Origin of the sequence: Nocardia sp. AB354 (assembly GCF_049538315.1) — a bacterium.
Taxonomy (GTDB): domain Bacteria; phylum Actinomycetota; class Actinomycetes; order Mycobacteriales; family Mycobacteriaceae; genus Nocardia; species Nocardia nova.
Map to the genome: position 1 here is coordinate 104,955 of NZ_JBMVFU010000010.1, position 22,039 is coordinate 126,993.

The following is a 22,039-nucleotide window of genomic DNA, read 5'->3' on the forward strand; positions in this document are numbered from 1 at the left end:
ACTCTCTTACTGAGAGAATAATGTTCTCATGAATATTAGCATGATCCTCGAGATGGCGGCCTCGGCCGGAAACCGGCCGGTGATCACCGTCGACGGCCGTTCGCTCACGGCGTCGCAATTGCTGCGACTGGCGCGCCGCGCGGCCGCGGAGTTCGCCGACAGTTCGGCCGTGCTGTATCTGGGCACGAACCACCTGGCCTATCCGGTGGCGCTGTTCGGCGCCGTGCTGGCCGCGGTGCCGTTCGTGCCGCTGAACTATCGGCTCGGCGAACAGCAGCTCTCGGCACTGCTGGCGCGGCATCCGGGTGCGCGGGTGCTGCGCCCCGGGGATCTCGACGCCCTGGTGGAAACCGATGCGGCACACCCCGATCCGGAACCGCAGCCGGCCCCGTGGGACGGCGAGGCGGTGGCCGCGATCATCTATACCAGCGGCACCACCTCCGAACCCAAGGCGGCGCTGCTGCGACACCGGCATCTGATGGCCTACCTGCTGAACACGATGGAGTTCGGCACGGCCGCGGAATCCGACGCATCGCTGGTATCGGTCCCGCCGTACCACATCGCGGGACTCACCAATCTGCTCTCCAATCTCTACACCGGCCGCCGTGTGGTGTACCTGCCGGCGTTCGAACCGCAGCGATGGCTGGAAACCGTTCGGGCCGAGCGGATCACGCACGCCATGCTGGTGCCGACCATGCTGGCCCGCATCGTCACCGCGGTCGACGGCGCCGACGCGGCCACGCCGACGCTCGCGAGCCTGGCCTACGGCGGTTCACGGATGCCGCGGCCGGTGCTGGAACGGGCCCTGGCGATGTTCCCCGAGACCGGTTTCGTCAATGCCTACGGCCTCACCGAAACCGCCTCCTCGGTGGCGGTGCTCGGACCGGAGGATCATCGCGCCGCACAGGCCGCGACCGATCCCGCGATCCGCGAGCGGCTGAGCTCCGTCGGCCGGGCGCTGCCGGGCGTCGAATTCGACATTCGCAGTGCCGCGGGGGAATCGCTGCCGATCGGGCAGACCGGACTCGTGTACGTGCGGGGCGAGCAGATCTCGGGAGAGTACGGTGCGCGCACCGCGCTGGATGCCGACGGCTGGTTCGGCACCCGTGACCTGGGCAGGCTGGACGAGGACGGCTATCTGTTCATCGAGGGCCGCGCCGACGACACCATCATCCGCGGCGGGGAGAACATCGCACCGGCCGAAATCGAGGATGTGCTGCTCACCCATCCCGGGATCAGCGAGGCCGCGGTGATCGGGGTGCCCGATCCGGAATGGGGGCAGCGCCTGGTCGCGGTCGTGGTGGGCGCCGGTGATCCCGAAGAGATCAAGCGGTGGGTGCGGGAGCGGATGCGGTCCTCGAAAACCCCCGACGCGATCGTGTTCCGCGCCGAACTGCCCAAGACCGAAACCGGAAAACTGTTGCGCCGCAACCTCGTCGCCGAATTGGAGAGCTCCCATGCCTGAAGCCGTCATCGTCTCCGCCGTGCGGACCCCCATCGGAACCGCGCGCAAGGGCACGCTGCGCGACACCAACGCCTTCGACCTCGCCCACCATGTGGTCGCGGCGGTCGCCCGCGATATCGACCCGAGCCGGGTGGACGACGTCATCCTCGGCGAGGGCCGCTACGGCGGCGGGGTGCTGGCCCGCCACGCGGCGGTGACGGCCGGGCTCACCACAGTACCGGGACTGGCCGCCAACCGGCACTGCGCGGCGGGAATGGCCGCGGTGCAGAGCGCGGCGGCCGGAATCCGTTCGGGGATGGACGAACTCGTCCTCGCCGGTGGTGTGAATTCCGATTCCACCGGGCCCCGGGTGCGGTTCCGGGTCGGTGCGGACGAATGGATCGACCCGTGGGTCTCGCCGTCGCATCCGGACCGCCCGGACGCGCCCAATCTGGATATGTCGATCACCGTCGGCTGGAATACCGCGGTCAAGGCGGGAATCTCGCGCGAGGAGATGGACGCCTGGGCCCTGCGTTCGCATCGCAACGCGATCGCCGCCATCGACGAGGGCCGGTTCAAGGAGGAGATCGTCGCGATCGAGACGCCGCACGGCGAATTCTCCGTCGACGAACATCCGCGCCGCGACACCAGCCTGGAGCGGCTCGCCGGATTGAAGGTGCTGCATCCGGAGATCGAGGGGTTCTCGATCACCGCGGGTAACGCCTCGGGATCCAACGACGGCGCCGCCGCGCTGGCCATCGCCTCGGATCGGCTGGGCCTGCCCGCGCTGGGTGTCATCCGTTCGTGGGCCTCGGTGGGCGTGGACCCCGCCGACACCGGCTTGGCGCCGATCGAGGCGATCACCAAATCGGTTGCGCGGGCGGGTATCTCACTGTCCGAGGTGAAGCTGATCGAGATCAACGAGGCCTTCGCCTCGGTCCCGCTGGCCGCGGTCAAGGCGCTGGATCTGGATCCCGAGCGGGTGAACTACAGCGGCAGCGGCTGCTCGCTGGGGCATCCCGTGGCAGCCACCGGCGCCCGCATGATCGTCACCCTGGTCCACGAATTGCGCCGTCGCGGCGGCGGATTCGGTATCGCGGCGCTGTGCGCCGGGGGTGGTATGGGATCGGCGACCGTGATCGAGGTGCCCGCTCCGTGACCACCGCCGGGCGTGAGGCCAAACGGCTGCTCGCCGCCGCCCGGGAGGGTTCCCTGCGAGCCACCGGGCGGTTGCTGAGCATGGTCGAAAACGGCAGCCGCGACGAGGTTCTCGCGCTGCTCGGCTCGGTCGCCACGCCTCGGGTGCTGGGCGTCACCGGCCCGCCGGGCGCCGGAAAATCGACCACGGTCGCGGCGCTGGTCGGCACGTATCGGGCGCAGGGTGCGAGGGTCGCGGTCCTCGCGGTCGATCCGTCCTCGCCCTACAGCGGCGGCGCTCTGCTCGGAGACCGCATCCGCATGTCGGCCCATGTCGGCGACCCCGGTGTGCTGATCCGCTCGGTGGCCACCCGCGGGCATATCGGCGGTCTGGCCGCGGTGGTGCCGGCCGCGATCCGGCTGCTCGCCGATCTCGGCTACGACCGGATCGTGGTCGAGACGGTAGGGGTCGGGCAATCGGAGATCGAGGTCGCGGCGGTCGCCGATCCGACCGTGGTCATCCTGAATCCCGGTGCGGGAGACGCGATTCAAGCCGCCAAGGCCGGGCTGCTGGAGGTCGCCGACATCCTTGTGGTGAACAAGGCCGACCGGCTCGGCGCCGACCGGACGGTGCGGGAACTGCGCGGCGAATCCTCGGCCCCCATCCTGACCCTCGTCGCGGAGAACGGCACCGGTGTGGCCGAACTGGCCGAGGCCATCGACGCGCACCAGCGCAGCGACAACCCCGAACGCCGCGCCGCCCGCGCCCGGGCGCAGATCCTGTCGCTGGTGCACACCCGCGTGCGAGCCCATCCCGACCTGGCACGGCTGGCAGAGGAAGTCGCCCGCGGGAGCCTGGATGCCTACACCGCCGCAGAGCGGCTGGTGCCGCGTTCGCCCGCGGTCCCGGCACCGGCCATCCGGTGGTGAGGTAGTTCCCGGCCGGCTCAGTGTCCGCCGCGGCGAGCGTAGAAGATCTTGCCGACCTGCAGATACGCGAGCCGGTCCGCCAGCCGAGAACTGAGCCGGCGGGTGAGGTTGTAGACGTGGGCGTCCTTACCGATGACCACCCGGCCTCGCCCGCGCATCGTCGCGTCGATCATTCGTTTCGCGACCCGTTCCGGACGTGCCGCGAATGCTCTGGCCACGGGTTCGGGTGCTCCCAGTTGCGCCGCGCTCGCGCGCACGAGATCGGTCCACACCGTCCCCGGGAGAGCCGTGGTCACCGTGACAGCGGAGCGCCGCCCGCGCAGATCCTGGGACAATCCGTATCCGAACATCGCGAGCGCGGCTTTGGAGGCCCCGTAGAACGTCGAACCCGGCACGGGCACGATCGCCGAGAGGCTCGAGGTGTTCATGATCGTGGCTTCCGGGCGCTGCGACAGGTGCGGGAGGAATGCCCGGCACATCCATACGGAGCCGAAGAAGTTCACCCGCATCAAGGTGTCGATGCGGTCGTCGTCGACCTCGGCGACGGTCTGCATCTGCTGGGCGATTCCGGCGATGTTGAACAGGCCGTCGACATGGCCGTGCGCGGCGATCACCGCATCGGGGAAGGCCCGCACCGCGTCGCGATCTCCGATGTCGAGGCGGTGGGCCGAGAACCGGGATCGGTCGGTGACCAGGTCCGCGGTCGCGGCCAGTGCCTGCTCGTCGAGGTCGGCGCCGGCGACGATCGCTCCTCGTCGCACCAATTCGAGGGCGACGCAGCGCCCGATGCCGTTACCCGCGCCGGTGACGACGAATACCTTGCCAGCGACCTGCACCGGACGAACCCCTTCCGCCCCTCCGCGCACCGCGCTCGAAACCCATCGAGCGGAAAGAGGGTTCTAGAACAGGTTCTATCACTTCGCGGCGGCCGGGAAACAGCCGGCCATCGGCTTACGCGACGCGGAGAACCGGCCCGACGCCGGATGGGCCGACCGGGAAAGGGCTCGGCTAGGGGAACCGCACCATGGCTTCCTGGGCGAAAGACGCGACCAGCGAACCATTCTCGGTGAAGACGTCCCCGCGGCCGAAGCAGCGGCCCTGTGCCATCACCGGGCTGTCCTGGCGCAGCAACAGCCAGTCGTCGGTGCGGAACGGCCGGTGGAACCAGAGGGTGTGGCTGGTGACCGCGGAGCGGAACGCGGTGCCGTTGCCGCGCTGGCACACCCCCTCGATCGGGCGCAGTGCCGTGCCGATCAGGGTGAGGTCGGTGGCGTAGCCGGTCAAGGCCGGTGCGAGCGCGGCGTCCGCGGCAGGTGTGCGCATCCAGAACTCGAATTCCGGTGCGGCCGAACCGGTGTCGTCGAGGTCGACGTTCGTGCGGGTCTCCCACGGGATGATGTCGAATCCGGCCTTGTGCTCGGCCGACAGCAGCGGGCCGATCGGTGCGGTCGCCTGTTGCTCGGGCCCGTCGTCGGCGGCGTGCAGGGAAATGGCCGCGGTGGCAACGATTCCCGATGCCTGCTCGGCCAGTATCGTCGCCGACGCGAAGGTCCGTCCCTGATGCTGGACCCGCACCCGGTACCGCAGTACCTCGTCCGGTTTGCCCTCGCGGGGAAACAGCGCATGCAGCGATCTGACGGACTTGTCCGGACAGGCCAGCTGGGCGGCGCGCACGAATTGCGCCAGCAGCTGGCCGCCGAAGATCCGGTAGTACCCCAGGCTCTGGTTGGGGCCGGAGAACACCGCGGTATCGCGGTCGTCCTCGGCCGGAACCGAACGCAGGTCGAGACAAGCGAGAAGGTCGCTCCACAGATCGGGCATGAATCCGAGTGTAAGCGACCTTCTCGATTGCGAGAATGAAATTCTCAGTCTTGCGCAAAGCCGTGGGCGCAGAAGTTCCACACCTCTTCGGCGGTGATGGGGTGGGTGGTCTCCTCGTCGGTGCCGCCGGTGGACTGCGCGGTGAACATCACCGTCTGCATGACCATCGCCGCGGTCCGGCGCGCGTTGAGATCCTTGCGCAACCGGCCCTGTGCCTGGGCCTTCTCCATCAGCTCCGTGATCAGGCTCAGCAGCGGCGCGTGCGCCACCTTCACCTGCGCGGGATGCGAAACCAGTAGCTGCGGCGCGAAATCGGTGAACAGCGGCCGCTGCGCGGTCGGATCCGGGCGGCTCAGTTCGAACAGCAGCTCGATGGTCACCCGGAGCTGGTCGATCGGATCGTCCTGCCCGTCGGCGGCCGCGCGCAGCTGGTCCGCGGTGCGGCTGAGCGCATCCTCGAACAGGGCCAGCAGCAGTTCGTGTTTACCGTCGAACTGCAGGTAGAAGCTGCGCAGCGATTGTTTGGAGCGGTCCACCACTTCCTGCACGGTGAAGTCGGTGGTGCCCTTCTCGGTGATGATGGCCTGCGCCGCGTCGAGGAAGCGCTGTACTCGCTGTTCGGCACGCAATTTCGCGGTCCGGATCGAGCGCTCGACGGCGCGTTGCTTCCAGGCGGGCTCTTCGCTGGGGCTGCTCACGGTCGGCTCGGTCCTTGGTTATGTGTGCAGAACATGAATGCACTGTACCGGAGAATGTCATGTTCCCGGGCACCGAGGGCGCGTGTTCGGGAACAGCACGAGAGACTGTTACTTTCTGTTGTGGAGAATGATATTCTCGCGTCGGTAGGCAGTCTAGTGGCCAGAGAGGCGGTCCGGGATGCTTTTGGAGTTCGACTCCGAACAAAGACTCTGGCGCGACACCGTGCGCGAGGCGGTCGGCAGACAATGCCCGGCGACGCTGATCCGGGAGATCGCCGACAAGGACGGCGACCCGATGCCCTTGTGGCGCAGCTACATCGGGCTGGGCTGGACCGAATTGACCGGGGACGCGGCCGCTGTCGAGCTGGCGATCGTCCTCGAGGAACTGGGCCGGGCCACCGATCCGACGCCGTATCTGGCCACGATGACCCAATTCGCGCCGCTGGCACCGGAATTCGCGGATGCCGCACGGTCCGGCACGGCCGTGTACGACGGTGTGAACGCGGTCCTCGACGCCGACGGCTGGGTGCTCGGCGGCACCGCGCACCACGTCCTGGACGGTGACCGCGCCGAACAGTTCGCGGTGGTGACGAGGGCTGGTGTATTTGTGGTGCCGGCCGCCGAGGTGCAGGTGCGCCGCAGTGCGGTCTTCGATCCCGTGCTGCATATCGCCGAGGTGCGCTTCGACGGCGTGCGCGCCGGACACGATCGGCGCAGCACCGTGGATGTGGCGCGGGCGCGTCAGTTCGCCGCCACCGGAATGGCTCTGACCGTCGTCGGCGCCTGCCGGCGGATTCTGGATCTGGTGCTCGACCATGTGCGCACCCGCCACCAGTTCGGCGTGCCGATCGGCTCGCTGCAGGCGGTCAAACACAAGGCCGCCGATATGCACGTGGCGATCGAGCGGGCCCGGGCGCTGGCCTATTTCGCCGCGCTGACCATCGCCGAGGACGATCCGCGCCGGGCGCTGGCGGCCTCGATGGCGAAGGCCGCCGCGGGAGAGTGCCAGAACGTGGTGTTCCGCAACGGATTACAGCTGTTCGGAGCCATGGGATTCACCTGGGAGAACGACCTGCAGTTCGCGCTCAAACGAGCCCAGGCCGGCGAGCTGATGCTCGGCGGTGCGGCCGAACACCGGGCGCTGATCGCCGAGGAGTGCCGTGCAACTGAGATTTGACGACGACGTCGAGGAGTTCCGGGCCGAATTCGCAGCCTTCCTCGACGCCTATCTGCCCGATGCGGCCACCGCGAGCCGGCGGCGGTCGCATTCCAGTGCCGACGTGCCCGAATGGGCGCGGGACTGGCAGCGGCTGCAGTTCGATCACGGCTGGCTGCTGCCCGGTAATCCGCCCGAATTCGGCGGGCGCAATGCCACCATCCTGCAGCAGTACGTGCATCTGCAGGAGCTGTCGGATCGGCGCATCTATCACAGCTTCAATCCGCAGGGCGTCGGAATCGTCGCGGCCTCGCTGCTGTCGTTCGGCACCGAGGAGCAGAAAACCCGGTGGGCGAGAAGGATTTTGCGCGCGGAGATCACCGCCGCACTCGGCATGAGCGAACCCGGCGCGGGATCGGATCTGGCCGGTCTGCGTACCCGGGCGGTGCGCGACGGTGACGAATTCGTCGTCGACGGGCAGAAGGTGTGGACCTCCGGCGCCCACGACGCCGACGTGCTGCTGACCTTCGTGCGCACCGATCCGGACGCGCCGAAACACAAGGGCATCAGCGTGCTGCTGATCCCCACCGATACCCCCGGCGTGACGCGCCGGCCGTTCGCCTCGGTGTGCGGTCCGCACGATCTGGATTTCAACGAGGTGTTCTTCGAAGGCGTGCGGGTGCCGGCGGAGAATCTGGTCGGCCCGCTGCACGGCGGATGGGGTGTCGCCAACGGTTCACTCGGACACGAACGCACACTGCTGTGGTTGTCCTACGCGGACCGGCTCGAGGAACTCGCCGCCGATTTCGCTCCGCAGACGGTGCTCGATCGCGATCACTACGCCACCCTGATCATGGACAGCTACGCCCTGCGGTTACTGGGTTCGGCGGCGCTGGCCCGGGCCGCGCGCGGCGAACAGGATGTGGCGGCGCTGTCGGTGCTGAAGGTCTTCGGTTCCGAGGCGGTGCAGACCGCCTCCGGACACGCGCTGCGCGCGCAGGGAGCCGATGGCCTGATCCACCCGGCGCGGACCTCGGCGTTCAACCCGTTGAATCTGGATGCCTTCGGCGCCAGCTGGTTCGAACGCTATACCCGCAGTTTCGCCGGGACGATCGCCGGCGGCACATCCGAAATCCAGCGCAACATCATCGCCGAGCGCGTGCTCGGTCTGCCCCGAGGCTGAGGAGTCGCCATGTCGTACATCGAATACGAGGTCGCCGACAAGATCGCGACCATCTCACTCAACCGCCCGGAGGCAGCCAACGCCCAGAACGGCGAACTACTGGAAGAACTGGATGCCGCCTGGCAGAAGGCCGGTGCCGACGACGATGTCGCGGTGATCGTGTTGCGCGCCAACGGGAAACACTTCTCCGCCGGACACGATCTCAAGGACCGCTCGTGGCCGGACCCGTCGACGATCACCCTCGAACGCATCTACGCCATCGAATCGAGGAAGTACCTCGAATTCTCGCTGCGCTGGCGCAACATCCCGAAGCCGTCCATCGCCGCGGTGCAGGGCCGCTGCATCGCGGGTGGGCTGCTGCTGTGCTGGCCGTGCGATCTGATCGTCGCCGCCGAGGACGCACAGTTCTCCGATCCGGTGGTGATGATGGGCATCGGCGGCGTCGAATACCACGGGCACACGTGGGAATTGGGCCCGCGCAAGGCCAAGGAGATCCTGTTCACCGGGCGGGCGGTCACCGCGCGGGAGGCCGAACAGATCGGCATGGTCAACAGTGTCGTGCCGCGTGCCGACCTCGACGCCCGCACCCGGGCACTGGCCGAACGCATCGCCGCGATGCCGCCGTTCGGTCTGCGCCAGGCCAAGCGCGCGGTCAACCAGACCCTCGATGTGCAGGGCTTCTACGCGGCCATCCAGTCGGTGTTCGACGTGCACCAGACCGGGCACGGTAATGCGCTGAGCGTCAACGGTTATCCGATTCTGGTCAACCTGGACGAGATGAAACAGAAGATCGAGTGAAGGGCATATCCATGCGCAACAAGATGATTCGCGGCGCGGCGAGTCTGTGCGGCATCGCGGTGATCGCAGCGGCGACCGTCACCGGCTGTAGCGACGACAAGTCCGACAACAGCGCCTCGACCACCACGGCCGCGGCGGCGACCACCTCGGCGGCGGCGCCCGCCGCCGGATCGTCGGCGGCCGACCCAGCGACCACCAAGGCCGTCACCGACGCCTACGTGCTGTTCTTCGACGCCAAACAGCCCGCCGACAAACGCGCGGCCGCGGTGGAGAAGGGCGACGTGTTCGCGCCGGTGCTGGCCGCCCAGGCGAACAACCCGCAGGCGCAGGGCACCTCCGCCACCGTCTCGAAGGTCGTCACGGTCGACGCCGGCCATGCCGATGTCACCTACACGCTGCTCATGGGCGGCAATCCGGTGCTGCCGGATCAGTCCGGGCAGGCCGTGCAGGAGAACGGGCAGTGGAAGGTCGCCGCCTCCACCTTCTGCGCTCTGCTGAAGTTGCAGGGCGGCACCGCACCCGCCTGCTGAGCGGCTGCTCCGGCCCCCTGATCGACTCCGAGCGACAGGGGGCACGCCACCGCGGCCGCACCGGCTGGCACACTGCAAGGGTCCCGCCGATCACCGCGGGGCGATGCGAGCGCCGGCCGAACGCCGGCGCGCCAGGTGCGCCCGGTCGGCGCCGGTTCGCCGTCCGGCGGGAGAGTGAGAACCGAATATGGACGACCACGCGGTGGCCGCCGAGCTCGCCCGGGAAGCCGGTGAGCTCCTGCTCGAGATTCGTGACCAGGGTGGTGCGGTCGGGGACCGGCGTTCCGACGAACTGCTGCTGAAGCGGCTCGCGGAGCTGCGCCCCGACGACGCGGTCCTGTCGGAGGAGAGCACCGACGATCCGATTCGCCTGTCCCGCAGCCGGGTGTGGATCGTCGACCCGCTCGACGGCACCCGCGAATACGGACAGCCCCCGCGAGCGGATTGGGCCGTGCACGTGGCGCTGGCGGTGGACGGTCGCGCCGAGATCGGCGCCGTCGCGCTTCCGGTGCCCGGGCTGGTGCTGGAAACCGGTGCGCCGCCGGTACTCCCGCCCGCCCACGACGGCCCACCGCGCATCGTCGTCTCCCGCAGCCGCCCACCCGCCTGCGTGCACCATCTCACCGCCGCGCTCGGCGCCGACACCATTCCGATGGGTTCGGCCGGTGCCAAAGCCATGGCGGTCGTGCGCGGCGAAGCCGACATCTACGCCCACTCCGGCGGGCAGTACGAATGGGACTCCTGCGCCCCCGTCGCGGTGGCCGCCGCCGCGGGTCTGCACACCTCGCGCCTGGACGGCTCGCCGCTCATCTACAACCAGCCCGACCCCTACCTCCCGGATCTGCTCATCTGCCGTCCGGAACTGGCGGACGAAGTCCTGGAAGCCTTGCGGGACTTCGGGATCTGAGTGGTGGCGGCCCGGCGCCACATGCCGTCCGGCCGGGGCCGCCGGCACTGCGTGATGTTCGCGGTCATTCACCCGCGCGCATCCGGGCCAGGTTCCAGCTGTTCCAAGTCTCGTCGTCTTCTCGGTGCGTGAGCCGCTGCCTCAGGTCGAGGCGAATCGGTCCCGGGAGGCGGTCGAGGACGGGGACGATATCGGCCGACAGCCCGGACAGATAGTCCGCGTCGAGGTCTGCACCGCGCTGCCAGCGATCGATGTTCTCCGAAGCGACCAGCGCCTCGGGATTCGCGACGGCGAGCATCAGGAGCGCGGTCACCGCGGTCGCGAGGGTGGTGCGCGGCAGCCACGCCGTTTCCAGACGCAGGACCGCGACGACCACCAGCAGGTACACGACGCCGAGCCAGAGTTCGCAGGTTCCGACCAGCAGACGCAGCACGGTGAATCCGTATGCCTGCTGATAGGTCCACATGCGACCGAACGCGGAGGCGATGATCACCAGGGTGAGCCCGCTGATCGTGCAGAGCAGGCCGCGCAACCAGAGGCGGTCGGTCGCCGAATCCCTGGCGGCCCGGTGCAGGACGGGCAGGATGACGGCGAGTGTGAGCAGGGTGACCGCGGCCAGTTGCCAGAATCCACTGCGCGCGTAGTCGGCGTAGGTCAGCCCGGCGGTGCGCTGCACATAGTCGTCGCCACCGAACAGGGCCACCAGCTGCGCGCCGAGGAACGATGCGAACAACACGGTCAGCGCCCCGACCGGCAGCGCCCATTCCGGTCGTGCCAGCGTGCGTTTCGCGCGTGTGCTCCCCGCGTCGGCAGGAGCCGGGGGCCCGGCGAGCACGTACAGCGCGCCGAGAGTTGTCGTACCGGTGAGCAGGAACAGCACGATCCATCGAGTGGTGGTGGGGGCGTCCATGCGCGGCACCAGCCCCGTGACGATGGCGGCGAACGTGGCGTCGGCACCGGCGAGCAGCGGCACGAACACCGCCAGCAACGCCACCGTCGCGGCCACGGACGCACCGAGTCGCCAGTGCCGGGCTCCGGTGCTGCCGCGCAACCTTCCCTGCGCCGCGTACACCCAGGCGAGGGCGCCGGCCGATGCCAGCGGGACCGCGATCGCATCGTGGAACACGCCGCGCGCCGAGGGCCGGCCGACCACAGCGAGCGATCCGCAGACGGCCGCCGCGATCAGGCAGAGGACGAACAACCACCCCGCGGCCCGAAAGGTGCCCACCGCGAGCAGTGCGAGTGCGGCGGCCGCCCACCAGCGGCTCGGGCGGTGCCGGCGCTCGGTGGGTATTTCCGCGCGGTCCGCGGCGCGACGATGGACGGTACCGATCGCGACGGCGATGGCGAAACCCGCTAGCAGCCAGCCGATTCCGGGCCGATCCACCGGCACAGTGGCTGCCGCGACCAGACCTGCGACTCCCGCGGCGGGGAGCACGCCCGCCGGGTAGGCGACCCATCGCGCACGGGGCGCGACGGGAGGTGCGGACGGGGAGCCCCAGCGAGGCGGGTCGGCGACCACCGCTGTGGCGGTACCGGCATTCCGCGACCACACCGGCGCCTCGGTGTGCCCAGCTGGTGCCGAGCCGCCGGCGGTGGAGATATCGTGCGACGCGGCGCCCGGAGTTTCGCCGGAGCCGTTCGGGACCGAAGCGTCCGCGGCTGAACTCGTCTCCGGGGCAGCCTGTTTCGCTGAGGCCGGAGGAGATGCCGGTGCCGGTTTCAGCTGACGATCCGGCCCCGTGGTGTCGTCTCGGTCCGGTGGAATGTCCGGTCGATTCGGTTCCGAATGGGCGTCGGCGCACAGCGGACGATCGTGACCGGCGGAGTCGGCCGGTTCCGGTGATCGCGTGCGGCCGGGGGTGGATTCTTCGGGCACGGCCGGTCCTCCTGAGGGTGTGGGGTATCGGCCCGGGACCGAATCGGTCTGCCGGGCTGTGAGTTTCGGGCTGTCAGTGGTGGTGCGGCGCGGTGGCCGGGAGTATCACGCGGATCCGTGAGCCGGGTTCGGCGACCGCGATGGAGCCGTGGTGCAGGTCGACCACCCAGCGGGCGATGGCGAGACCGAGTCCGGTGCCGCCGCCGTCGGTGCTGCCGCCGCGGGTGAAGCGGTCGAAGATGCGCTCGCGTTGCGCGGGAGGAATGCCGGGCCCGTCGTCCTCGACATCGATGACCAGGTGCTCGCCCGCGATGTGGGCGAGCAGGCGGACTTCGCCGCCGGCGGGGCCGTGCCGGGCGGCGTTGTCCAGCAGGTTCAGCAACACCTGGTGCAGGCGGGCGCGGTCGGCGTACACGGTGGCAGTGGCGGGACCGATCGTGCTGCGGAAGTGGATACCGCGGCCCAGCGCCGCGGTCATGACCTCCGCCTCGGCGGTCACCGTCGCGAAAGTCGGTGCGATATCGAATTGTTCGCGATCGAGCGGGATCGCTCCGGCCTCGATGCTGGACAGATCGAGGAGCTCGGAGACGAGGCGCCCGAGCCGTTCGGTCTGTGCCAGTGCGGTTTCCAGTGTTTTCGGATCGGGCTCGGATACGCCGTCCACGAGGTTCTCCAGGACCGCGTGCAAGGCGGTGATCGGGGTGCGCAACTCGTGCGAGACATTGGCGATCAGTTCGCGGCGCTGCCGGTCGGCGGCGGCGAGGTCGGTCGCCATCCGATTGAACGCGTCGGCCAGTTGTCCCACCTCGTCGCGGGAGGACGCGCGCACCCGGCTGGTGTAGTCGCCGTGCGCCATGCGTTGCGCGGCGGCGGTCATCTCCCGGAGCGGCGTGGTGATGCCGTGCGCCAGGAATTGGGACGACACCAGGGCGATGAGCATCGCGGTCAGTGTGGTCATCGGCGGCAGCCAGCCGATCCGTTGACTGAACCAGGCGAAGGCGAGCCCACCCGAGAAGGTCATCAGGACGGCCAGTTTGAGTTTGATGGATCGGATTCGATCCAGCGGCCGCGGTAGCCGATCCGACAGCTGCGTCACCAGGCTCGCGGCCCGGAGATCGGCACGCTCGCCGGCGTCGAGGTCGGCGCGCGCGCTCATCGGGTCTCCAGGGCATAGCCGACGCCGTGGACGGTGCGGATCAGGTCGGCGCCGAGTTTGCGTCGCAACGCCTTGATGTGACTGTCGACGGCCCGGGTACCGGCCGCATCCGCCCAGTCCCAGACCTCTTCGAGGAGCCGCTCCCGGGCGAGCACCGCGCGGGGACGCCGGGCGAGACGGGCCAGCAGATCGAATTCCAGCGGAGTGAGCTGGGCTTCGACCCCGCCGCGCCAGACCCTGCGCTGATCGCTGTCGATGCGCAGATCGCCGACCACGGTGACCGCCCCGCGCTGATCACCGGCGCGTTCGACCCGCCGCAGCAGAGCATGCACGCGGGCGGTGAGCACCCGCAGCGAGAACGGTTTGGTCAGATAGTCGTCCGCGCCCACCCCGAGTCCGATCAGCTGGTCGGTTTCGTCCGTCCGCGCGGTGAGCATCAGCACCGGTATCGAGCGCTCGGCCTGGATCCGCCGGCACACCTCCAGCCCGTCGTAGCCGGGCAACATCACGTCGAGGACGACCAGGTCCGGCTCGAACGTCTCGGCGGCCGCCACCGCCGCGGGACCGTCCGGAGCCGTGGTGACCGTGAACCCTTCGGCCCGCAGCCGAGCCGCCACCGAGTCCGCGATCGTGGACTCGTCGTCCACGACCAGGATCCGCCGCGCTGTCGTGGCCTCCACCGGTGGGTTCTGCTCCATGCTCGGGAAGCCTAGCGAGCTCGTGTGGAGAGAACCGGTATCAGTTGTGGAGATTCTGTGTGGTCGGCGATGTCGAGGGGCGTCAGTCGCGCCGGCTTACGTACTTCAGTAACTCGTTGTGCAGCAATCCGTTCGAGGCCGCCGCATTCCCGCTGAGCGGGTTCGGGTTGCCGTCGAAGCCGGTGAAGGTGCCGCCGGCCTCGGTGACGATGATCGCGTTGGCGGCCATATCGCCCGGCGACAGGCGGGGATCGGCGCAGATGTCGATCGCGCCCTCGGCGAGCATCATGTACGACCAGAATTCGCCGTAGGCCCGGGTGCGCCACGCGTCGCGGGACAGGGTGAGGAAGCTGTCCAGGCGGCCGTCGTCCGCCCAGGCGGTGACGGTGGAGTAGGCGAACGAGGCGTCGGTCAGGTTCGAAACGCCGGAAACTCGCAGCCGCGACGCCGAGGTCAGGCTGCGCCCGGTGAAGGCGCCGTGGTCCTTCGCGGCCCACCAGCGGCGGGCGAGTGCGGGCGCGGAGACGACGCCGACGATGGGGCGATATCCGCCTTCGGCAACCTCCAGCAGGGAGATCTGCGTGGCCCACACCGGCACACCGCGCACATAGTTCTCGAGTCCGGTGATGGCGTCGACCACCCAGCAGCGCGGACCGCCGCCCTCCAGTCCGTCACCCGCGCCCAGGACCGCGTCGCGCGGGCGGGATCGGCGCAGCTGGCCCCGGACGAGTTTCTCCACGGCGTTCTCGGCGTCGCTCACCGTGGCCATATCCGGTCTCTCCCGGACCGCGAGGTCGAGGCCCTTGAACCGGTCCATATTCACCGCGTCGGCGGAATCGGCGAGGACATGGGCGAACCGGAGATCGTCGTCGAGGTGGTCGTGCACCACTGCAAGCTATCCGCAGCCGATGAACACTGCCACCGCCTCGGGTCGGCTCAGGCCGAACCAGGCGTGCAAACCTCGGGGCATTGCGCGGTTTTCCGCATTATTCGTCGAGGTTTGCACGATCTGTTCGGCCCCGGGCACCGCAAGCGCTGGCGAACGGCGCCGGCCGAAGACACTCACAGCTGCGCGAGCCGCGGAGCGGTGCCGCGCGTGCGCACCCAGACGCCCGCTTCGCGCGTCAGTTCCGCTGCGCTGCCGAGCAATCCGTCGAGGACCAACGCCCGGCGGACGTGCCGGTGAAAGTCGTGTTCGGCGGTGAACCCGATACCGCCCAGGACCTGCTGGCAGTGGCGGGCGGCGATCCGCGCGGCATGGCCGGCGGCGGCCTTGGCCAGCAGCGCGCCGAGATCGGTGTCGGCGGTGGCGAGGGTGGCCTCGGCGCCCTCGATGGCTACCAGGGTTTCGGCCAGGCGGTGCCGGACGGCCTGGTGGGCGGCCAGTGGGCGGCCGAACTGGACCCGGTCGAGGGCGTGGCGGCGCGCGAGATTCAGCATCGCGCGGCTCGTTCCCGCCAGCCACCAGGAGAGCGCGCGGCGGCCCTCGGCCAGCGGAAGCGTCTCGCCGGCGGAAACTCGGCGCAGCGGTAGCTCGGGGTCGAGCACCGGCGGTGCGGAAAAGTGTTGTGCAGCAATCGAATCAGGACCACTGCGCACGGCGCCGGAGTCGCGGTCGGCACCCGTGGCCGACCGGCCTGTCGGGTCCATCGCATCGGGCCGGGAACCGCCCGGCGTGCCGCCGACGATCGGATCGGCCCCGGGATCGACCGCGGTCCCGCTGGGCGCAGCCGGAGCGGATAGAGCTACGCCGGTTCGCTCCCACATGATCCAGCGCCCACCGGTAAAGGGAAGCGCGACCCGGGCAGGCAGGTCGCGGCCGGCGGCGTGCGCGATGACGTCGTTGAGAACGGGAGCATGGGCGCCGGTCTCACCGAGCAGCCGGAATACCAGAGGTATCGCCACTTTCGGAGTTTCGATCAGCAGGTCGACCCATCCGAAGTCGAGGAGCGCGTGATCCAGCGCGTCACCCGTGCTGCCGGTCATGGTGGCGCGCAGGCTGTCGGTCAGCAATGCGATCTCATCGGCGTCCATGGTCATCCGTTCGAAACTCGGTGCGGTGCGGTGCGACCGGGGCCGCTGTTCTGTGGCGGCAGGACCGGGACATGCCTTCGCGGCTTATAGGGAGTTGGGTCCGCACGCGGCAACAACGCGCGGCAGATGAACACCCGCGTCTCATTCCCGCCCCAAATCGAGCAGGCGGCGCGCGATGATATTGCGCTGGATCTCGGCGGTCCCGCCGTAGATCGTGGCCGCCCGAGAATACAGATATTCGGTACGCCATTCCTCGTCGTCGAATTCGACTGCGCCCGGGAGCATGTCGCGCGCGGTGTCGAACAGCTGCTGTTCTGCGGTGGCCAGCAGCACCTTGTCGATCGAGGTCTCCGGACCGAGCCGCTGTCCGTCCGCCAGCCGCCGCTGCGTGGCGTACGAGCGGCAGCGCACGGTGTGCAGCGCGAGATAGGCAGCGCCCAGGGCGGCGTCGTCGCGCAGGTCCGTGTCCGCGATCAGCGCGTCCAATCGCGTGAACAGGTAGGCGATCCGGTGCCAGAAGCAGGTGGACCGCTCGTGCGGCAGCAGATCCATCGCCACCCGCCAGCCGTCCCCGGGCTTGCCCAGCATGCGATCGCCGGGCACGACGACGTCGTCGAAATACACTTCGGCGAATTCGTCGACGCCGTGCATGGTCCGCAGTGGGCGCACGGTGATCCCGGGGGAGTCCATGTCGACGAAGAACGCGGTGATGCCCTCGTGGCCCGGCGCGGTGCGGGTCAGCAGGACACAGCGGGCGGAGTACTGGGCCAAGCTGGTCCAGACCTTCTGGCCGCTGATGATCCACTTGCCGCCGTCGGCAACGGCTTTGGTGCTCAGGGACGCCAGATCGCTACCGGAACCCGGTTCGGAGAACCCCTGGCACCACTGTTCGCGCCCCGACAGCAGCGCCGGCACCATCGCCGCGGCCAGTTCCGGCCGGGCGTAGGAGATCATCGTGGGCGCCAGCACTTCCACCATCGAGTAGATGCCGGGTTCGGCCAGGCCGCGGGTGGCGACTTCCTCACCGAGTACCGCTCGCAGCACCGCGGGCCCGCCGAGCCCGCCGACCTGTTCGGGCCAGCCGTGGCGCATCCAGCCGGCGTCGAAGAGGGCGCGCCGCACCCGGGCCAGCTGGGCCACCTGGCCGTCGAGACTGCGATCCGGGCCCGGCGTGAGATCGTGGTCCGCCAGCCATCGCCGCAGATCGTCCCGAAACGTCGCGATATCCGTGGTACCCATCTCTGCGATTCCCTCGATCACTGTGTGCGAACGTCACTTTCGGGCCGGGGCCGCTCACACGGCAGGGCGGTCGAATGCGTGCGGGATACCGGAATCGTGGTCGCCGCTGCGCCGGATGAAGGTCATTCTGCGGGTTTTGATCCGCCAGCCGTCGTCGGTGCGGGCATAGGTGTCGCTGTAGTAGCCGATCCGCATGTCGTGGGTGGAGTGCTCGACGAAGCACAACGTCTGCGTGCCTGAGGCGTCGTCGCCGTCGAGTTCGAGCACCGGTGTGCCGGTCAGGAACAGGCCCTTGGGCGCGGCCGCCACGAGCTCGGGGAACACGTCGAGGTTATAGGTGTCGCCGAAGGCACTGTAGGTGCCGTCGGGGGCGAAAACGCTCAACAGCCCCTCGATATCGCCCTTCGTGATGGTGACCGCGTAGCGCGCCAGCAGCTGCTGGATATCGAGCAGATCGTCATTTCTGGACATACACTTTTCCGCCTTTCATCACGAATCGCACATCCTGGGTCACGGTGATGTCGTCCACGGGATTGCCCGGCACACCGATGATGTCGGCCAGCAGGCCGGGCGCGATCCGGCCGCGGTCGTCGGCGTCGATGAGTTCGGCGGCGTTGATCGTGCCGGCGCGCAACACGTCGATCGGTGCCAGTCCGCGTTCGACCAGTGCCACGAGCTCGTCGGCGTTGCGGCCGTGCGGGATGGCGGGCGCGTCGGTGCCGACCGCGATGCGCACCCCGGCGTCGTAGGCGGCCTTGACCGAGAGGCGCGCCTTCGGGAACATCTCCGCGGCCTTGGCCTGCAGCGCAGGATCCGCCTTGGAGACGTCCATGGCGTCGGCCAGGCGGGTGGTCGGCACCAGCCAGGTGCGGGCGGCGACCATCTGCGCGATGGTTTCGTCGTCGATCAGGAAACCGTGTTCGATGCAGTCGATTCCGGCGGCGATGGCGTGCCGGACCGCCTCCGCGCCGTGCGTGTGCGCGGCCACCTTGAGTCCGCGCCGATGCGCCTCGTCCACGATCGCGCGCAGTTCCTCGTCCGAATAGTGTTGTGCGCCAGGTGCTCCGGTGAGCGACATGACGCCGCCGGAAACGCAGATCTTGATCAGCTGGGCGCCGTACTTGATCTGGTAGCGCACGGCCCTGCGCACCTCGTCCACGCCGTTGGCGATGCCCTCCTCGATGGTGAGGTGCAGGACGTCGGGCATGAACGCGGAGAACATGGTCGGATCCAGATGGCCGCCGGTGGGGGTGATGGCGTGCCCGGCCGGCACGATCCGCGGACCGTCCACCCACCCCTTGTCGATCGCCCTACCCAGCGCCACATCCAGCAGATAGCCACCGGTTTTGACGAACAGGCCCAGGTTGCGCACCGTGGTGAACCCCGCGCGCAGGGTGCGGCGGGCGTTACCCACCGCCCGCAGCACCCGGGTGGCCGGATCGTCGGTGACGCTGGAGGCCAGCCCGGATTCCCCGCGCCCGCCCATGAGCAGGTTGACTTCCATATCCATCAGACCGGGCAGGAGCACCAGATCGCCGAGATCGACGACCTCGCCCTCGGGTTCGCCGCCCACGCCGACGATGCGGTCGTCTGCCACCCGGACCACGCCGGGGCGGATGATCTCACCGGAATCGATGTCGAGGACACCGGCGGCCTTCAGCGTCAGCATCGGCTTACACCACCGTTTCGCGCACGAGATTCAGATAGGCCGCACCCGAATCGGGCACCCGCGGCTGCTTCCACACCTCGACCGGGAACGACACCATGATCAGCGACTGCATCAGATGTGTCAGATACCGTGCGTCGTCGGGCATTTCGTCGAGCGGGAACTGGTCCAGATAGTCGAGCGCCTCCTCGAGCCGGGGGAACGCGGCGTCGTAGAACGCTTGCATCTGCGCCATATCGGAGGCGAGCCGTTTGCGATAGCGTTCGGGCTCGGTGTCGATGATCCAGTCGGAGAACTTCTCCAGTTCGGCGAATTCCCCGGGCAGCTTCTTCGTCTCAGACGTTGGCATCGCGGTACTCCTGAACTTTGCGCTGCGCGACATGATGCAGATGCCGCAGCAGGACTTCCTGGTCGTTGAGCGGGAATTCCTTGACGACACTGGTTTCCAGCATCGTCTGGGTGGCCTCCAAGGTGTTGGCGTCCTGCAACGCGTATTCCTTGAACGTCACGCCGGTCAATTCCTGGCGCAGCCGTTCGCGGGCGTTCTTGGGGGGTGTGAAATACAGGTTCGCCTCGAAGATGTGCGTGCGCACCGAGGTCGGCCACCAGTTGTAGGTGAGGAACCAGCCCGGCGCCCACACCAGGATCGCGAAATTGGGGAACACATCGAATTCGTCCACGCCCCAGGCGCGATGGCCGGACGGATTGATCCCGGGGGGCATGGGATCCAGCCCCTCGATATCGGGCCGGTCCCACGGTCCGAACAGGCCCGAGCGGAGCACCCGCTCGATCGGCTTGACCATGTCGAGGTCCTTCGGCGGGGCCATGCCGCCCCACGAGGACACCATGGAATGGGGGGTGTCGATCTGGTAGTGCAGGGCCTCGAAGCCGACGTCGGCCAATTTGTCGGCCTCGTCCTTCACCGCCTGCTTCATATGCAGGATCGGCGCGTGATAGAACTCGGCGAACGCGTCGATGAACAGTTTCCAGTTGCTGCCCACCTCGGCCTTGTAGCTGTAGACCTCGGTGAATTCGTGGAAGGGAAATCCCTCCAGCCCCTTCACCATCGGGCCGAGGTAATCCTGCAGCGGCGGGGCGTCGGGGTCGACATTGACGAAGATGAACCCCTCCCACACCTCGCAGCGCACGTCGGCGAGGCCGTAGTCGGCCTTGTCCATGCCGAAGAATTCCTTCTCCTGCTGAACGAAGGTGCACGTACCGTCGAGGTTGTAGCGCCAGGCGTGGTACTTGCAGGTGAACTGCCGGCAGGTGCCGGAGGTCTCCTCGTTCGGGAAGTCGTCCCACACGAGTTTGTTGCCGCGGTGGCGGCAGATGTTGTGGAAGGCCCGGATCACGTCGTCGGTGCCGCGGACGATGATCAGCGAGGTGCCGATGCAGGCCAGTTCCTTGGTGAAGTAGCTGCCCTTGCGCGGCAGCAGCACATCGCGGCCGACGCACAGCCAGCTCTTGCGGAAGATGGCGTTGCGTTCGTCCTCGTAGAACTGCGGGTCGATCGAATCGGTGTAGTCGACGGTGCCGGTCCCCAGTTCGGGATAGTTCTCGGTCCAGCTTCCGGCGGCTGGTTTGCTGAAGTGCGGCAAGGGATTACCTCTCGTGATCGGGCTGGATGCCGAAGGTGTTGAAGGCCATCGCGACCATGGCGTAGCCGCCGACGGTGAAGACCAGATCCATGCGCTGGCGTTCGTCGAGGTAGTCGCTCAACGCGGCCCAGGTGGTGTCCGACAGCTGCGACTTCTCGTCGAGTTCGTCGACCGCCGCGAGCAGCAGCCGATCGAACTCGCCGGCGAGCCGTCCGTCGCGGATCCCGTCGATGTCGGCGTCGGACAGGCCGGTGGAATCGGCCATCGCGACATGGTGGGCCCATTCGTAGGCGCACTGACGGCGGTGCGCGATGCGCAGGATCGCGATCTCGCGCACGCGTGGCGGCAAGGTGGATCGGAACAGCAGGTAGACGCCGAAGCCGAGATACGCCTCGGCCAGGTCCGGATGTCTGGCAAGAGCCGACATCGCGGGTCCGGCGCCGTCGGGGTTGCGCCGAGCGCGTGGCAGCAGAGCGGCCAGGGCACCGCGGGTCCGATCGTCCCATTGGTCGGCCGGCAGGGGCGGCAGGCGCATCCTCTCCTCCTCTCATTCAGGAGAATGACATTCTCCTCAACGGATCAATAGATTTTCACGTGAGGGGCCGACTCGTCAATGTTCGGCACGAAGTGCGGGAAACTTCCTGCTCAGAAGTGGTCCGCGCGAGGTGTGCGGAGCGTCGGACGGTCGCTGCTGTCGGCGGCGCGGCCTGTTCGTTGGAGCGGCCGGCTGTGAGCGGGAGTCGATCCCGGCGCAGAAGTAGAATGTTGATTCTCCAAATATGAGAAGATAGTTTTCTAGTCGCACAGTCCAGGAAGAGGAGTCGAGAGCATGGCAGCCCTGCGTCCCGGTGAACAGCTCGCCAGCACCGTCTGCGGCACCAAGGTGGTGGTGGTGCGCGCGCCCGCCGATGCCAGTCCCGTATTGACCTGCGGCGGAAGCCCTCTGGTTCCGGCCGCGAGCGCGCCACCGGCCGCGCCCGCCGCGGCAGAACCGGTGACACTGATCGGCAAGCGCTACGTCGACGCGGCCGATTCGGTCGAATTGCTGTGTACGAGTTCGGGTTCCGGTGAACTGCGCTGCGACGGAACCCCGATGACGATCAAGGCGGCCAAGGCCCTGCCGGCCTCGGACTGAGGGGTGCGGTGACCGGAGAGCAGGAGT

At 68.5% G+C, this 22,039-nt stretch carries 23 protein-coding genes; 9 read left to right on the forward strand and 14 right to left on the reverse strand.

Annotated elements, in window-relative coordinates:
- The first annotated feature begins 28 nt into the window (after positions 1-28).
- Genes ACPCUW_RS16635 through ACPCUW_RS16645 form a run of 3 tightly spaced genes read left to right on the forward strand, consistent with a single transcriptional unit; the run spans position 29 to position 3,511 of the window.
- On the forward strand, positions 29-1,465 hold the full coding sequence (locus ACPCUW_RS16635) for a class I adenylate-forming enzyme family protein (RefSeq protein WP_423425783.1): 1,437 nt from the start codon (positions 29-31) through the stop codon (positions 1,463-1,465).
- A complete protein-coding gene (locus ACPCUW_RS16640) occupies positions 1,458-2,603 on the forward strand; it encodes a thiolase family protein (RefSeq protein ID WP_064910406.1) in 1,146 nt (381 codons plus the stop codon). The genes ACPCUW_RS16635 and ACPCUW_RS16640 overlap by 8 nt, the downstream gene beginning before the upstream one ends.
- Positions 2,600-3,511, forward strand: a complete 912-nt coding sequence (locus ACPCUW_RS16645; RefSeq protein ID WP_423425786.1) for an ArgK/MeaB family GTPase — start codon at positions 2,600-2,602, stop codon at positions 3,509-3,511. The genes ACPCUW_RS16640 and ACPCUW_RS16645 overlap by 4 nt, the downstream gene beginning before the upstream one ends.
- A 17-nt stretch (positions 3,512-3,528) precedes the next feature.
- Here ACPCUW_RS16645 and ACPCUW_RS16650 read toward each other — a convergent pair whose 3' ends face one another.
- From ACPCUW_RS16650 to ACPCUW_RS16660, 3 genes are all read right to left on the reverse strand, one after another.
- Positions 3,529-4,347 (reverse strand): SDR family NAD(P)-dependent oxidoreductase, encoded by an 819-nt coding sequence (locus ACPCUW_RS16650; protein WP_423425788.1) that lies wholly within the window; start codon positions 4,345-4,347, stop codon positions 3,529-3,531.
- Between the two features lie 172 nt (positions 4,348-4,519).
- Positions 4,520-5,332, reverse strand: coding sequence for an acyl-CoA thioesterase (locus ACPCUW_RS16655; RefSeq protein ID WP_423425790.1), 813 nt, complete (start codon positions 5,330-5,332; stop codon positions 4,520-4,522).
- A 44-nt stretch (positions 5,333-5,376) separates the two neighbouring features.
- Positions 5,377-6,030, reverse strand: a complete 654-nt coding sequence (locus ACPCUW_RS16660) for a TetR/AcrR family transcriptional regulator (protein ID WP_063011759.1) — start codon at positions 6,028-6,030, stop codon at positions 5,377-5,379.
- Positions 6,031-6,208: 178 nt separating this feature from the next.
- Here ACPCUW_RS16660 and ACPCUW_RS16665 point away from each other — a divergent pair, with 178 nt between their 5' ends.
- The 5 genes from ACPCUW_RS16665 (at position 6,209) to ACPCUW_RS16685 (ending at position 10,604) form a co-directional block, all read left to right on the forward strand.
- On the forward strand, positions 6,209-7,207 hold the full coding sequence (locus ACPCUW_RS16665) for an acyl-CoA dehydrogenase family protein (RefSeq protein WP_423425792.1): 999 nt from the start codon (positions 6,209-6,211) through the stop codon (positions 7,205-7,207).
- Positions 7,191-8,369 (forward strand): acyl-CoA dehydrogenase family protein, encoded by a 1,179-nt coding sequence (locus ACPCUW_RS16670; protein ID WP_423425794.1) that lies wholly within the window; start codon positions 7,191-7,193, stop codon positions 8,367-8,369. The genes ACPCUW_RS16665 and ACPCUW_RS16670 overlap by 17 nt, the downstream gene beginning before the upstream one ends.
- A gap of 9 nt (positions 8,370-8,378) precedes the next feature.
- The gene (locus ACPCUW_RS16675; protein WP_063011763.1) at positions 8,379-9,167 is read left to right on the forward strand and encodes an enoyl-CoA hydratase; all 789 of its coding nucleotides are present in this window, start codon (positions 8,379-8,381) and stop codon (positions 9,165-9,167) included.
- Between the two features lie 11 nt (positions 9,168-9,178).
- Entirely contained in the window at positions 9,179-9,697 is a 519-nt protein-coding gene (locus ACPCUW_RS16680) for a hypothetical protein (RefSeq protein WP_063011765.1), read from the forward strand.
- Between the two features lie 187 nt (positions 9,698-9,884).
- Positions 9,885-10,604: a 3'(2'),5'-bisphosphate nucleotidase CysQ gene (locus ACPCUW_RS16685; protein ID WP_030516349.1), complete on the forward strand. Its 720-nt coding sequence runs from the start codon at positions 9,885-9,887 to the stop codon at positions 10,602-10,604.
- Between the two features lie 64 nt (positions 10,605-10,668).
- Here the strand turns inward: ACPCUW_RS16685 and ACPCUW_RS16690 are convergent, their stop codons facing one another.
- The 11 genes from ACPCUW_RS16690 to ACPCUW_RS16740 form a co-directional block, all read right to left on the reverse strand.
- Positions 10,669-12,126 (reverse strand): DUF4153 domain-containing protein, encoded by a 1,458-nt coding sequence (locus ACPCUW_RS16690; protein WP_423425797.1) that lies wholly within the window; start codon positions 12,124-12,126, stop codon positions 10,669-10,671.
- 430 nt (positions 12,127-12,556) lie between these two features.
- The gene (locus ACPCUW_RS16695; RefSeq protein WP_219823557.1) at positions 12,557-13,579 is read right to left on the reverse strand and encodes a HAMP domain-containing sensor histidine kinase; all 1,023 of its coding nucleotides are present in this window, start codon (positions 13,577-13,579) and stop codon (positions 12,557-12,559) included.
- Between the two features lie 56 nt (positions 13,580-13,635).
- A complete protein-coding gene (locus tag ACPCUW_RS16700; protein ID WP_218400826.1) occupies positions 13,636-14,337 on the reverse strand; it encodes a response regulator transcription factor in 702 nt (233 codons plus the stop codon).
- 82 nt (positions 14,338-14,419) lie between these two features.
- Positions 14,420-15,223 carry an inositol monophosphatase family protein gene (locus ACPCUW_RS16705; protein WP_423425799.1) on the reverse strand — a complete coding sequence of 268 codons (804 nt, stop codon included), beginning with the start codon at positions 15,221-15,223 and terminating at the stop codon, positions 14,420-14,422.
- 176 nt (positions 15,224-15,399) lie between these two features.
- Positions 15,400-16,377, reverse strand: coding sequence for an acyl-CoA dehydrogenase family protein (locus ACPCUW_RS16710; RefSeq protein ID WP_423425801.1), 978 nt, complete (start codon positions 16,375-16,377; stop codon positions 15,400-15,402).
- A 135-nt stretch (positions 16,378-16,512) separates the two neighbouring features.
- Complete coding sequence (locus tag ACPCUW_RS16715; RefSeq protein ID WP_064910578.1) at positions 16,513-17,610, reverse strand: acyl-CoA dehydrogenase family protein; 1,098 nt, start codon at positions 17,608-17,610, stop codon at positions 16,513-16,515.
- A 54-nt stretch (positions 17,611-17,664) separates the two neighbouring features.
- Entirely contained in the window at positions 17,665-18,081 is a 417-nt protein-coding gene (locus ACPCUW_RS16720) for a nuclear transport factor 2 family protein (RefSeq protein ID WP_305780375.1), read from the reverse strand.
- Positions 18,068-19,279, reverse strand: coding sequence for a metal-dependent hydrolase family protein (locus ACPCUW_RS16725; protein WP_423425804.1), 1,212 nt, complete (start codon positions 19,277-19,279; stop codon positions 18,068-18,070). Before ACPCUW_RS16725 ends, ACPCUW_RS16720 begins: the two co-directional genes overlap by 14 nt.
- Positions 19,280-19,283: 4 nt before the next feature.
- Entirely contained in the window at positions 19,284-19,625 is a 342-nt protein-coding gene (locus ACPCUW_RS16730; protein WP_063011771.1) for a hypothetical protein, read from the reverse strand.
- A complete protein-coding gene (locus ACPCUW_RS16735; protein ID WP_030516359.1) occupies positions 19,612-20,877 on the reverse strand; it encodes an aromatic ring-hydroxylating oxygenase subunit alpha in 1,266 nt (421 codons plus the stop codon). Before ACPCUW_RS16735 ends, ACPCUW_RS16730 begins: the two co-directional genes overlap by 14 nt.
- Positions 20,878-20,881: 4 nt before the next feature.
- Positions 20,882-21,412: a carboxymuconolactone decarboxylase family protein gene (locus tag ACPCUW_RS16740; protein WP_063011773.1), complete on the reverse strand. Its 531-nt coding sequence runs from the start codon at positions 21,410-21,412 to the stop codon at positions 20,882-20,884.
- A gap of 294 nt (positions 21,413-21,706) precedes the next feature.
- On the opposite strand from ACPCUW_RS16740, the gene ACPCUW_RS16745 reads away from it, so the two are divergent.
- Positions 21,707-22,012, forward strand: a complete 306-nt coding sequence (locus ACPCUW_RS16745; RefSeq protein ID WP_423425808.1) for a hypothetical protein — start codon at positions 21,707-21,709, stop codon at positions 22,010-22,012.
- Positions 22,013-22,039 lie beyond the last annotated feature (27 nt).